Here is a 12,976-nt window from a genome sequence, read left to right on the forward strand (position 1 = left end):
ATCAAATCTTTGCAGTAGCTGTATACGTTCGGTTGCTATAATCCACATGTGTAGTCGTGTTCATCCCTAAATAGAGTGTCAATCCACTACCACACACATTTCCTGAACTATAGTATGATTTACTCTTTGTTGATTTCGTGTACCCTGGGCTTGTTCCGCTACCGCTAACGCCGGCACCTGAGAATGAAACACTTCCTCCAACTGTCGTAAATGTGACGTGGTGCTTTAAACTTTTAAAGCCTGTCCGTGTAGTAGAGCTATAGGCTTTATAATTTCCGCAGCCACTAAAATCAGAGAAGTAAGGTAAATCTGCTTTTGACGTGACACTGCTCACAGTTTTGGTCGCTCGGTAAGCATCTGCTTGAGGTGCGAAAGCAAGCGTACAAGCGAGTGTCGATACTGCAGTTAACGTAAGTACTTTTTTCATTTTACATTTCCTCCTAAATTTTCATTTCCTTTTACACTTACCCTTTCGTAAAAATCCTATCATAAATTTTCAGATAACAACCATCAAATTAGAAAAAAATTTCCATTTTTCGTTTTTCTACCATCATTTATTTACCTTATAATTTATTTGTTTTTATATATTATTTTGAAACACCCTTTAGTAATGGTGCTAAACTTTTTCTTCTGACAAGCAATGGATAACTATAAATAAAAAAGAGCCTCCCATTATGGAACCAAAAGTCACTCCTAATGCCTTAAATGAATGTCATCAATTCGTTGCAGACTTACCATTTTCTCTTATGGTGAAGCAATCATACAGCTTTGCCTTCGCATAAAAGAAAAGTTCTTTTTTTGCTGCTGTAAATTGTTTTTTAGTAATTAGTATTTGACATGGTTTTGAAATAGGGACGAGCAACACCAAGATCATGACGAGTATGATGAGCCCTATCCATCTCATTTGACGATTCCTTCTTTGTCACGGATTCCGACCAATTCAAAATTTATCCGTTTTTATTCCATCGCTGTGTTTCAAATAACATCAATCTACTTTTGAAATCTATTTTCTGTTTCTAATGAAAAAAACTCTCCCTAAAAAGGAGAGGTATCTGACGATCAATCAAGCGAAAAAATGCTCACGCGTTACTTCTTTCAAATATTTTAGACTTGATTGATTACAAAAAGTACTAGAACAACTCCAATCAACAACAGCGAATCGTTCATTCCGTTATCCTATCTCCACCAGCCTTTTCCCTTGTTGTTTAATCGCTTCATCATGCGTGACGAGGATGATCGTCTTTCCTTGATCGTTCAACTCTTGTAAGAGCGCCATCACCCGCTCAGCATTCACTTGATCGAGCGAGCCCGTCGGTTCATCCGCTAAGATGATGTCACACTGCTTCAGCATCAATCGAGCTAATGCGACCCGTTGCTGTTCCCCACCTGACAACATGAAGACTTTTCGATCGATTTTGTCGCTTAATCCAACAGCAGTCAGCACTTCTTCGATCGTCTTACCGGAGCGATAGCGTTTTTGAACGATCTCGAGATTCTGCCGAACCGTTTTTTGGTCGACGAGTGCGAAGTTCTGAAACAAGAAGCCAAGCTTCGTCCGAAAGTATGCCAGTTGATTGTGCTTGTTCGTGATATCCTTTCCGTCGACGACAATCGTTCCGGTATCGATCGGCTCTAGCGCCCCAATCATGTTAAGCAGCGTCGTCTTCCCGCATCCACTTGGACCGGAAAAGATGACGAAGTCGCCCTGAGAAATCGTTAACGATAGGTTTTCGAATAAGGTTTTCCCTTGAAACGACTTGCTCAGTTGCCGGATTTCAATCATAGATTTCCCCCCTTTAAAATGCGCTGGACATTTGCCCGTTCAATCTTTCGAATCAGCCAAATTAGCAAGACGCCTTCTGCCACTAGTAAGGATCCTCCGCCAGCTAACAGTAGCCCGGGTGAAGAAAACTCAAGGATATAGGCAGTAAGCGCTACAGCCAGTGTACTGACAAGCGTAATCCCCATCGTCGATACGATCAGGCGTCGGTTTTTCTGCCAAATGCTGTATCCCATCACCTTTTGAACCGACAACTCAATTGCGTTCACTTGATACTCGAGTCGTAGCACCGTCCAGATGACGAGTAACTCCAGACTAAGAATCAGAATGACAAAGATCAGGTTCATATTCATCAATCGTTTCGCTGCTTCCCAGATGCCAAGATACTTCTCCCACGCATTCGTCTGCAAAACGAGTTCATTTGTCATCTGTTTCTCCGCCACATAGTCTTGAAAGGCTCCTTGATCAAGCTCATACATGACGTCAGCGAGTAAGACATTCGACAGTTGTTTCAATGCTTTCGGTTGCTTTGCTTCATTGACGACGATGAGTAACGGATTATTGATGAGCGTACTCCCGCTAGTAAGATTTTGATCGATCGCGACGGTTTCGACATCTTCTTTATAATGGACGACCGGGTAGGAATCTGCGAGATACGCCCCGAGTCCGAGTTCACGAAGTCCACTATCAATGGTCGACTTCGCTGGAATTGATACCCCATCGGGTGCAAAGAACGTCAGCTCATGCTTCAAGACGGAAGAACTATTCGCAAATTGCCCGGCCACTTCATTAAATGCTGTCCGGTTCATCAAGACAGTCGGTTGGTCTGCCGTCGTGAAGCTATTAATCGGGGTACTCAATGTCACTTTGAAGTCATCATAAAAGCGTGTGTACAGTTCCGTTTGGATTCGTTCCGCGATGTCGGAACTTTTCTCGTCCAAATAGTGCGGAGAGGTTACTTTGTGACCGATGTAGGTATACGAATAGGTTTTCTTCGCTTCAAAGAACGGCCGTTGTTTATAGATTGTCACGGCTTCAGCGATGACCGTGATACTGGTTGAGAGCATCAAGATCGTCAAGAAGGTTGTTGCGAATTTCATGCCATATGTAAAGACAAGTAACTTATTCGACCGCTGACCGTTTGAGAACGCTTCTTTGATCGTCAAACGTCGCAATCGAAGATAGACCAGTCCGTTGACGACGAGTAATCCAACCATCAAACCACTGAACAGCATCAGGTATGGATCAATCGGTGTGAACGAACGGAGTGTCAAAAAACTAACGATGAACGCAAGCAACAAAATGCCGGAGTCCATCAGAATCGAACGTGTTACCCATCGCGCTAACGATTCGCCCATCGATAGACGAACGAGTAATTCCTTTCTGACGACAGCCAGCTCATAGAAGGTCAGTAACACGGTGATGATCGCGACGAGAGCGAATACGCCTAAGATACGGTACAGTTCTGCTGACTCGTTATAACCCGGTTGCGGATGATTCCCCGCGTATGTATCAATCAACTCCATCTTAAACGCTTTTACGGCAGCAGCTGAACCAATCCCGTAAAAGTTTGGTGTATAAGCAACGGCAGGATGCTCGGATAACGGCTTGAACTGGAACGTAATATCACCGAGAAAGACGCTTTGATAGACCTGCTCTTGGATTGAGCGGGTAGCAAACATCGCTTTAGTACCCACCGTTCCGTAAATCGTCTTCGTACTTGAGAACGTCTGATTAGGCGTCTCTTCATAAGTGAAGACATCGACTTGATGTTTCTTCGCGGCTCGCTCGATATCTGCTAGCATCTGTTGTTCCGAAATCTTCGGATTCGGATAGATCGTCGTCGACACGAATGATTCAGCGAATCCTTCAAGTGTCAGCATCCGACTCTCTCCAATGATGAACAGACTCGTAAACACCATCACGGTTAGAATCATTAACTTCAAGCGTTTCATCCGGTTCCCTCCCATCTTTTAGTAATACGTTCAGATTACCTTGAAACATGAATAACCAAAAGATGTAATTTTATCAAGCCATCCGACAAAACGCGTCTTTTAAAAACAATAGCCATCTATTCCTTAAAATCAGCAGCTTCGCTTCTCTTTTGCGACTAGGAATCTAAGAACTATAAGCGAATTAGGAAGATCGCTTCTTTAATTTTCTTTTCTCCCATGACTTACTCCCTATCTTTCGATTGGTAGAACGATACTGATTTCTTTTTTTCCGAACACCCCAGCGGATAAGTAGAGTTATCCTGAAAGCGATCGCGCTAGAATGCGGGTTTATCTGAAGCGAATGGACGGAAGGATGGGAAATCACATAGCTTACGCTCATCGAAAGTTAAAGAAACCGTTGGCATGATTGAAGAAATGGAGCGTTGCGCCCAGCGGATAACTCTACTTATACTAAAACTACCGCGGAATACATAACAGATATGCATATCTGAAGAAACGGATACCCATGAACGATTTACTACGTAACTGGATTCCCCTCGTCAACTCCCTCCTGTCCCGCCTCTCGATCCACCCGAACGAACATGATGAATGCCGGCAAGCTGCCCTACTACGACTTTGGAAATCAATTGAAGAAGGAAAGGTCATGACCGTCACCTTCGCCCGGATCCGGGCAAAAGGGGCGATGCTCGATTACTTAGCGACCCGCAACCGGACGCTTGCGACTGAAGTCGCGGTCGAGACGATGCCGGAACTCCCTCGGACCCCGAACGTCTCCTTTCATTATCTCCTCAGCGAACTCAAACGGGATTTGTCGAATAAAGAGTACACGTTTCTCGAAGCCTTGATGCACGGCACGGAAGAGACGCTCGGTTACTCCCCGGCGCGACTGCGCTCATTGAAGTCGGAACTCCGGCAGAAAGTCCAATTCCTCCTCGGATGATGACCTATTATCAAGAACGCTTACTTGCGATCATCGAACAGGCGGACTATCGTCCCTTGACGAAAAAAGCCTATCGCTCGGATGTACGGCATCTCTGTCGCCATGTCGAACGGATCGATGTTCCGTCGCTCCAACGCTACGGTAAGTTCCTACGCGATACTTACGCTCCAGCAACTGCCGCTCGACGACTGCATGCTCTCTCAATCCTGTTCGATCAACTGGTCGCTGAACGTTCGCTCCAGACGAATCCATTGGTGCGTGTCAAAAAACCAGTTCCCGCACCCTACCGACGACTTGCCTTCACGTATGACGACGTCCACCGTGTCCTCGAGACGATTCGTGACGAGGCTGTCTACGCCTTTAGCTTTCTTCTCCTGCACACGGGACTGCGGTTTTCGGAAGCCCGTGACTTACAGCTCGCAGATGTCGACTTTGCGCGCGATCAGGTACTCGTCCGGAGTGGTAAAGGCGATCAATCACGTCAAGTTCCGCTGCATCATGCATTGCGTGATGTCCTGACGCGTTACATCGAGACGATCCGTCCTGATGTCCTGCCGTTGTTTTGTGAAGATAGTGGACGACCGGTCAATCCGGCAAAGTTTCGTCGTGTCTTAAAAGAAGCAAGTGAACGATGTCTCGGACGGATCCTGCGACCGCATGACATCCGGGTCACGTTCGCGACGACACTTTATCACGTGCATCAGACGGACATTCTGACGATCATGCGCTTACTCGGTCACAGCGATGTTCGGACGACCCAACACTACGTTTTACCATTGCACGATATTGCCCATACGTCAGTCAATCGCCTCAAGCGGACAGACGATTAAGAACGTCCCGGACGTGATTCGTCTGGCTACGGATATATCCTTCCGTCGTCGAGATGCTGGCGTGACCAAGCAGACGCTTTATATCGAGTAACTTCAACCCTGCCTGCTGATAGAGATAGGTCGCATAGGCGATCCGGAGCATATGCGGACGGACGTGACGCTTTAAGGACGTAAATCCGACCTCGCGAAGCGCCTTCCTTGCCGCATGTTCATTGATCATCCGTTCCGTGACGGATTGAAACAAATAGCCGGTCGTACGATTTGCTAGAAACAGAACGATCTTTTCGCAAAGGGTCTCTCCGATCGGAACGGTCCGTGTCCGCCCACCTTTGCCGTGACGAACATACAGTTCATTCTTCGCTAAATCAAAATCCTGCACCGTCAACAAACGGGCCTCCATGAAGCGGAGGCCCGTTTGGCTGAGCACCTCGAAGAAGAGGCGATAGGTTGGATCTTGAATCTGTCGAATTACGGGGATCAACTCTTCACTATCATAATAGGTCTCATCTTGAAGACGTTGATGGACGATCGGACGGATCTCGACCATCGGATTCTTTTTGATCCGTCGTCGCTCAACGAGGACATTTCCGAGCCGGTGTAAGGCATGATACCGTCGCAGGATCGTCGACGGCTTATAATGTGCTTTCATCCAGTGAAAGTAGCGTCGTAAGGACGCGACTGACCAATCGATTTGATGCAAACGCATTTGCCGAAGATCACTCCGATATGCTTTGATCGTATGAGCTGACCGCGAGCAGTCGGTCAATAAATACTGATCGAGATAGTCATAGTGGGTCATAGCTGGTTCCTCCTTTTGTAGGGACTGACATGACAGCCGATGGAGTACACGATTGATTTCTGATGAAATATCAAGAATCGCTTTCCCTAAACAATCAATGAACGAAAAACAAAAATAAGGAAAAAAGTTACAATCATATTGAATCTATGTTCTGCAGATCAGGAGAAAAAGCATACCTTTCTTTACCCTGAACGACAGCGCATTGATTCCCTCCACTAATCGATAAAGGAGCTTACATATGAATACGGATAACGACTATCTTGGCAATCCAACAGATATTCTCGTCACGACGTATGTGACGGAAGAAGACTTGCGCGACATCATCGCAACCGAATTTAAAGATTTTTGGCACCCGAAACTACGCATCACCCCACATGAACTCGTGATTAGCGGATCGACCGTCTCAACAGAACATCGATTTGCCCATCATAAATCGTTCACCCTCACGATTGCCCCGTTTCGCATCCGTCATAACATCATCTCGTTTCATATCTATGACATCAGCCCAGCATCCCAAGAACAGACGATTTTGAATCTGCTAAAGGCAAACCCCAACTTGTCTTACAGCTATCACATGATTCATGTCCATCTTCAACCATGCGACTTCGGAAATCCGTTTTTCCATACGCTTCAGTATACGAAATTAATGGATCATAAAATCCTCGTCGGTCTTCATCTATAATTGATATGCTTTGATGTTTCCTCACCTGCAGATATTATTTGAAAAAAATGTATATGATTGAATGAAAAAGGGTATCTAGATTACACCTTTACCATTCGATTAAACATTCCACTCTGCCGAGGTGACTCCATCCATCATGCCAAACCATACGATGCATGCTCATACTGACTTTTTACTTGTCACGTTATCTTATCTGATTGCTGCAACATCCGCCTATATCGCAATTGAACTCTCGGGACGCGTCAAAACGGCGACCGATCGTTCGAAACATCTTTGGTTGATTGCTGGTGGATCGATTTTAGGTCTTGGTATCTGGTCGATGCATTTCGTCGCGATGCTTGGTCACGGTACCTTGAAGGATGCGACCTACTCGTTCCCGCTCGTCTTTCTATCGGTCATCATCGCGATGACAGGATGTATCCTCGGCTTTTATCTCGTCGCCCGCCGCATGTCCCGTGAATCGTTCGTTCTTGGCGGTTTTTTGATGGGAAGTGCGATTGCCGGCATGCATTATGTCGGGATTGCTGCTTTACAGGGAATGACCCTGCAGTATCATGCTGGGTACGTCTTACTCTCGATCTTGATTGCGATTGCTGCTTCTTGGACCGCACTCTGGATCGGTTTCTTTTCGCGTTACGCAAAACAACAGATGCTGGTACAGACGAAAGTCTTCTTTGCTCTCATCATGGGCATCGCGATCTCCGGGATGCATCACGTTGGGATGCTCGGTTTAGAGTTTCAGATGATTCCATCATTCACGAGTGATCAAGTCATCGAACCAGCGATGCTGTTGACACTTGTTTCAATCGTCACGCTCTTTTTATTCATCGTCTTCTTCGCTTCCGTCTTGTTTGACCTCCAGTTACGTAAGCGTGACTTCATCCAAGCGACGATTCTTGAATCCACTGAAGATGGTGTCGTCACGACGAATCCTGATGGTCTAATCCAATATGCGAACTCGCTGTTCCATGATTTTTTCCCGGAACGTCATCCATACTTAACGGAGCATGACGTAGCTTTACGTCTTGATGTACCCGATCATACGAAACAGATGCTACACGTCGACGAACGTATCCTTGAAGTCGTCAATCATCCGCTAAAAGGAGAGAACTTGAATCAGACACTATGGTTCTTCCGCAACGTCACGGATCAAGTTTCGTCTCAGCAGCAACTCGAACACCTTGCCTTTCATGACCGGTTGACGGATTTACCGAATCGAGACAAGATCACGCTCTTCATCGAAGAACAGATTAGACAAGGAATTCCGGTATCCTGCCTTTCGCTCAGTATGGACCGTTGGCGTTCTCTGAGTGATATGCTCGGACATAAAGGTGTTGAGAGTCTATTGCTGCAGATTGCAGAACGTCTACAAGCAACGATTCACGCGCGTGATGTTCTGGCACGTCTTGATTCATCGGAATTCCTTGTTCTCCTCGTTGACGAACGCAGTCATCTGGCGACTCAAAAAGCTGAGAAGTGCTACACTGCCTTATCGCAACCATTCGATATCGATGGAACGGTCATTACGCTGACGATGCGCGCTGGGATTAGTCATTACCCAGAAGACGCAACAACAGCAGAAGAACTGATCGAGTATGCAAAACTAGCACTACATGCTTCGTTTACTGAAGCGCAAAACACGATCAAGGAATTTAAGGTCGAGAATCGAAACGATATCTTACGGACCGTCCAGATCGAAAAATTCATGACCGAGGCACTCGAAGCAGAAGCCTTCGAGCTCGTCTATCAACCAAAGATTGCAGTAGCTACGGAACGCATGACGGGTGTTGAAGTGTTAGCACGCTGGACGCACGATGAGCTTGGGTTCGTCTCACCGGCAGAATTCATTCCAATCGCTGAAAATACCGGAGCGATTCATGCCCTAGGTGACTGGGTGTTACGTACCGCCTGCCTACGCTGGGTCGCGTGGCAAGACTTGACACCGGAACCGTTTTCGATTGCTGTCAACGTCTCCCCACTTCAGTTCGCGAGTCAAAAGTTCTTACGTCGCGTCGAAAAAATTCTCGAGGAGACAGGAATGAATCCAGCATACCTCGAGCTCGAAATCACGGAGTCCGCCGCCTTATCGTATGAGACGGCTACCTATGAAAAATTAGCACGACTACAGGAACTCGGTATTCGTGTTTCCCTTGACGACTTCGGTACTGGTTACTCGTCCTTTAAACAACTTCGTTCATTACCAATTCAGTTATTGAAGATTGACCGTTCATTTATCAGTTCGTTATTTGATGGTAAGAACCAACAAGCGATTGTTCAATCGATGATCCAACTTGGTCATAACTTAGAAATGGAGGTCTTGATTGAAGGAGTAGAGACAGTTGAACAGGCAGACTGGCTTGCGCGTGAAGGTTGTGATTATTTCCAAGGCTATTATTTCAGTCGACCACTAAAAGAAGATGATTTTTTCGGATATGTAAACATGTTGCGGTCGAACGGAAGCGCCTAATTTATTAACCATGAATTCCGCAGTGAAGCTTTTTTGATAATCACCTTACCATTATAATAAGAAAAGCACCTGAATCTGTATATCCAGGTGCTTTTCTATAAGTACTGATAAATTAACCAAGCATCAACAACAATTCAATATCTTGATTCATACCTATATATAACTCATTAATTGATTTTTTGATATCTGCTTTACTAGAAAAAGAATCTTCGATAGTTTGATTTGTATTGTATGAATTCACTTGAAGATGGTTTTTTAATTCTATGAGGTAAGATCGCTGATTTTCATTGAAGTACTCCGGTTGATATCTTACATGATGTCCGATATTTTTGACTAAATCGTTCATCTCACTCAATAATTTTAGTAAGTCCGATTTTTTAATTTCTTCTTTTTTCAATGTTGAAGAAGCGAGAACGTTCTCAACCTGAGCACTTATTTTTTCGTTGTATGATTGATTTTCTGACAGAGTTGAAACATTTGCAGACAGTTTTTTTAGATTGTTCATATAACGAGTTGTTGTTTTATTTTGATCTACTTCAATTTTCTTATTCACACTTAAAGCGCTATACGGATACATATAATTAATTACTAGTGCAATAACAATAACTATGATCATAGCGATTCCTATGTATTTTTTTGTATTACTTTTCAATTTCCCCACCATCCTTTTCAGAACAACTACTATGTTATGAAAAATGTAACACGTATTAATTTGATTACAAAGCTAACCTTATTAATAAAATCATTCTTTTTTATTAATAATCTACAGCCATAGAGATAAAAAATATAGATACTAAATTGGAGTGATTCTTGGTCAACGTGAAACACTTGATATTTTGATGAATATCGCACAGTTCAATTAGTCTAGTTAACAAATGGTATCCGTATTACGTACTCAAAAACAATGGAGTATAAACTTTTCAAACTTCCTTGGAAATCCATACAAAAAGAGTGCACTTGGGTGAACAGTTCGTTTCATCCAAGTGCACTCTTTCGATTATTCTTTAATCTCTACTGTACAAATCCCGCGTATAAACCTTCTCTTCCACATCACTCAACTCTGGATGCATCCGATTCGAAATAATGATATCCGATTCTTGCTTGAACGCTTCAATGTCACGAATGACACGTGAGTTGTAGAACGTATCTTCCGTCAAGACTGGCTCAAAGACTGTCACTTCGATTCCTTTCGCCTTGATCCGTTTCATGATACCTTGGATCGATGACGCACGGAAGTTGTCCGAATCTGTCTTCATCGTTAGACGATAGACACCGACGACTTTCGGATTTTGTTTAATGATTGTATCCGCGATGTAGTCTTTCCGTGTCCGGTTAGCTTCGACGATTGCACCGATGATGTTATTCGGAACATCCTCATAGTTCGCAAGCAGCTGCTTCGTATCTTTCGGTAAGCAGTACCCACCATATCCGAACGAAGGGTTATTATAGTGATTCCCAATCCGGCTATCGAGACCAACACCTTCGATGATTTGCTTCGTATCTAAATTTCGTACTTCCGCATATGTATCAAGTTCATTGAAGAACGCGACACGCATCGCAAGATAGGTGTTCGAGAAGAGCTTGATCGCTTCTGCTTCCGTCGAGTCAGTCAATAAGACAGGAACGTCTTTCTTCACTGCTCCTTGCAGTAATAAGTCAGCGAACTGTTGCGCACGCTCTGACCGTTCACCAACGACGATACGCGATGGATAAAGGTTGTCATGTAACGCCTGTCCTTCACGCAAGAACTCTGGTGAGAAGACGATGTTCGGTGTATCAAATTTTTCTTTTAATTCTTCTGTATAACCGACGGGTACGGTCGATTTGATGACCATCGTCGCATCCGGATTAATCGCAAGTACCGTAGCGACGACGCTTTCAACTGTCCGTGTATTGAAGTAATTACGTACTGGATCATAATCCGTCGGTGTTGCAATAACGACGAATTCTGCTTCTTTATAAGCTTCGAAGTTGTCCGTCGTCGCATGAAGATTCAACTCTTTATGTTGAAGGAAGTTTTCGATTTCTGCGTCAACGATTGGTGATTTACGGTTGTTGACGAGTTCGACTCGCTCTTTAATGATGTCAATCGATGTGACTTCATTATGCTGGGCGAGTAATACGGCCATTGAAAGACCGACGTATCCAGTTCCTGCAACGGTAATTTTCATAATTTAATACCTCGTTTGCGATAAATTGTTGTTTTTATATATTTTAAAAGTAAAAAACACACTAAATAAAATCATATAAAGCAATAAATCAGAGAAAAATTGAGTTATTCTCAAATTCGAAAGTTGGAAACTTATAATAATATTTGCATAAATAAGGATAGAAAAAAGGTTATATTCATTTTTTATCATGTATTCGTACGATTGTCTGAATATAAGACCTAATAAAAACATACCAATCAATACTCCTATAAACCCGAAATTCAAATACATATTCCCAAAAGTTTCAGGAGGTAAAGAAGATTTATACAGAGTGGTGTAAGGGGCATTTGGAGCTATGTTCATTCCCTCTACTAAGCTTTTAACGTAAACCCCATCATCAACAGGCGGTTTATCAGGATAAAAACTTCTAGGAATCACAACAAAAAATAAATCCTTAAAAGTTTTTCCTAACCAAAATTCATGATTATCAAAATAATTAATAATAAACAAATAATGTCCTACATAACTAACTTCAGTAATAATTGATGTTAGATTAGATAATACTTCTTTAGAGAACCCTCCTATATCAGTTATATATCCCATAATATCTTGACTAGTTCTTAATATTGGAATTGCAATCATATAAAAAATCGCTAAAGGTGATAAAAGTAATATTTTTTTCTTTAAATTTTTTATTTTTCCTATTTTGTAATTCCAAATTATTATACAAAATATTACAAACTCTAAAGACGATTTTCTTCCTCCTAAAGTTGTTAAAATTATAAAAGTAAATAACACTAGTGAAATTAATATGATTTTTTTCAACATATTGTTTTTAAAGTTAAATGTTCCTATGTAAAAATAAACACTGATAGGTAGTAAACTGATAAATAAAGTAGAGTACCCATTACCTGTAGTAAATGCAGCTCTGTTTGCGATATTATTGAGCCAAAAAGTAAATCCACCTACAGATTGAATAAAATCGATATAAAAGATCAATCCTAATGAAAAAACTAAAATCGTAGCAGTTAAATATCGAGCTTCGCTTTCAAGATTAAAAAAGTGAAAACCTCTGTTTTTATTTATTTTTTTCATTTTTCTTTTTCTAGAGAAGTTTATACCGAGATATAAAGCAAAGACACCAAAAATCATATACAAAATATAAATAATCATAGTTGAATCTAAATCTTCTACTTTTGCATCAATTCTTGAATCAATAATGTTCTTATCAAAATAATAATTAATTATAAAGGGAACATTGTAAACAAACAAAAATAAAGTGGATAATTTTACAGGGGAAAAAATATCTTTATTTTTTTTGCTATCTACTACATACATTAAAACTAGAATTAAAGACAAAATTAAACTAAGAA

Annotated in this window: 11 protein-coding genes; 4 read left to right on the forward strand and 7 right to left on the reverse strand. The window is 42.5% G+C overall.

All coding sequences use genetic code 11. The features are described 5' to 3' along the window. Position 1: 1 nt before the first annotated feature. From KNQ11_RS10540 to KNQ11_RS10550, 3 genes are all read right to left on the reverse strand, one after another. Positions 2-427 carry a hypothetical protein gene (locus KNQ11_RS10540; RefSeq protein ID WP_035410480.1) on the reverse strand — a complete coding sequence of 142 codons (426 nt, stop codon included), beginning with the start codon at positions 425-427 and terminating at the stop codon, positions 2-4. Positions 428-1,171: 744 nt separating this feature from the next. Next, the gene (locus KNQ11_RS10545) at positions 1,172-1,783 is read right to left on the reverse strand and encodes an ABC transporter ATP-binding protein (RefSeq protein WP_214724064.1); all 612 of its coding nucleotides are present in this window, start codon (positions 1,781-1,783) and stop codon (positions 1,172-1,174) included. After that, the gene (locus KNQ11_RS10550) at positions 1,780-3,735 is read right to left on the reverse strand and encodes a DUF1430 domain-containing protein (protein WP_214771592.1); all 1,956 of its coding nucleotides are present in this window, start codon (positions 3,733-3,735) and stop codon (positions 1,780-1,782) included. Before KNQ11_RS10550 ends, KNQ11_RS10545 begins: the two co-directional genes overlap by 4 nt. Before the next feature lie 505 nt (positions 3,736-4,240). On the opposite strand from KNQ11_RS10550, the gene KNQ11_RS10555 reads away from it, so the two are divergent. Further along, positions 4,241-4,675, forward strand: coding sequence for a sigma factor (locus KNQ11_RS10555; protein ID WP_029342674.1), 435 nt, complete (start codon positions 4,241-4,243; stop codon positions 4,673-4,675). Next, a complete protein-coding gene (locus tag KNQ11_RS10560; RefSeq protein ID WP_251133275.1) occupies positions 4,675-5,505 on the forward strand; it encodes a tyrosine-type recombinase/integrase in 831 nt (276 codons plus the stop codon). The genes KNQ11_RS10555 and KNQ11_RS10560 overlap by 1 nt, the downstream gene beginning before the upstream one ends. Here KNQ11_RS10560 and KNQ11_RS10565 read toward each other — a convergent pair. Next, the gene (locus tag KNQ11_RS10565; RefSeq protein ID WP_214724072.1) at positions 5,486-6,304 is read right to left on the reverse strand and encodes a tyrosine-type recombinase/integrase; all 819 of its coding nucleotides are present in this window, start codon (positions 6,302-6,304) and stop codon (positions 5,486-5,488) included. The genes KNQ11_RS10560 and KNQ11_RS10565 overlap by 20 nt on opposite strands. A 238-nt stretch (positions 6,305-6,542) precedes the next feature. Here KNQ11_RS10565 and KNQ11_RS10570 point away from each other — a divergent pair, with 238 nt between their 5' ends. Both KNQ11_RS10570 and KNQ11_RS10575 read left to right on the forward strand, forming a co-directional pair. Further along, positions 6,543-6,986: a hypothetical protein gene (locus KNQ11_RS10570; RefSeq protein WP_214771595.1), complete on the forward strand. Its 444-nt coding sequence runs from the start codon at positions 6,543-6,545 to the stop codon at positions 6,984-6,986. A gap of 136 nt (positions 6,987-7,122) precedes the next feature. Next, positions 7,123-9,453, forward strand: a complete 2,331-nt coding sequence (locus KNQ11_RS10575; RefSeq protein ID WP_251139653.1) for a bifunctional diguanylate cyclase/phosphodiesterase — start codon at positions 7,123-7,125, stop codon at positions 9,451-9,453. A gap of 112 nt (positions 9,454-9,565) precedes the next feature. Here the strand turns inward: KNQ11_RS10575 and KNQ11_RS10580 are convergent, their stop codons facing one another. The 3 genes from KNQ11_RS10580 to KNQ11_RS10590 all read right to left on the reverse strand — a co-directional run bounded on the left by KNQ11_RS10580 (position 9,566) and on the right by KNQ11_RS10590 (position 12,962). Next, positions 9,566-10,105 (reverse strand): hypothetical protein, encoded by a 540-nt coding sequence (locus tag KNQ11_RS10580; protein WP_214724076.1) that lies wholly within the window; start codon positions 10,103-10,105, stop codon positions 9,566-9,568. 352 nt (positions 10,106-10,457) lie between these two features. Further along, the gene (locus KNQ11_RS10585; RefSeq protein ID WP_149427878.1) at positions 10,458-11,624 is read right to left on the reverse strand and encodes a nucleotide sugar dehydrogenase; all 1,167 of its coding nucleotides are present in this window, start codon (positions 11,622-11,624) and stop codon (positions 10,458-10,460) included. A 3-nt stretch (positions 11,625-11,627) separates the two neighbouring features. Beyond that, entirely contained in the window at positions 11,628-12,962 is a 1,335-nt protein-coding gene (locus KNQ11_RS10590) for an O-antigen polymerase (protein WP_214771598.1), read from the reverse strand. Between the last annotated feature and the right edge of the window lie 14 nt (positions 12,963-12,976).

This window comes from Exiguobacterium sp. s39 (genome assembly GCF_018618925.1).
Classification (GTDB): domain Bacteria; phylum Bacillota; class Bacilli; order Exiguobacteriales; family Exiguobacteriaceae; genus Exiguobacterium_A; species Exiguobacterium_A abrahamii.

Bases quoted from the DNA above. Each gene is read 5' to 3' on its own strand.
- KNQ11_RS10540 (WP_035410480.1), bottom strand. From the start codon at position 427: ATGAAAAAAGTACTTACGTTAACTGCAGTATCGACACTCGCTTGTACG.
- KNQ11_RS10545 (WP_214724064.1), bottom strand. From the start codon at position 1,783: ATGATTGAAATCCGGCAACTGAGCAAGTCGTTTCAAGGGAAAACCTTA.
- KNQ11_RS10550 (WP_214771592.1), bottom strand. From the start codon at position 3,735: ATGAAACGCTTGAAGTTAATGATTCTAACCGTGATGGTGTTTACGAGT.
- KNQ11_RS10555 (WP_029342674.1), top strand. From the start codon at position 4,241: ATGAACGATTTACTACGTAACTGGATTCCCCTCGTCAACTCCCTCCTG.
- KNQ11_RS10560 (WP_251133275.1), top strand. From the start codon at position 4,675: ATGACCTATTATCAAGAACGCTTACTTGCGATCATCGAACAGGCGGAC.
- KNQ11_RS10565 (WP_214724072.1), bottom strand. From the start codon at position 6,304: ATGACCCACTATGACTATCTCGATCAGTATTTATTGACCGACTGCTCG.
- KNQ11_RS10570 (WP_214771595.1), top strand. From the start codon at position 6,543: ATGAATACGGATAACGACTATCTTGGCAATCCAACAGATATTCTCGTC.
- KNQ11_RS10575 (WP_251139653.1), top strand. From the start codon at position 7,123: ATGCCAAACCATACGATGCATGCTCATACTGACTTTTTACTTGTCACG.
- KNQ11_RS10585 (WP_149427878.1), bottom strand. From the start codon at position 11,624: ATGAAAATTACCGTTGCAGGAACTGGATACGTCGGTCTTTCAATGGCC.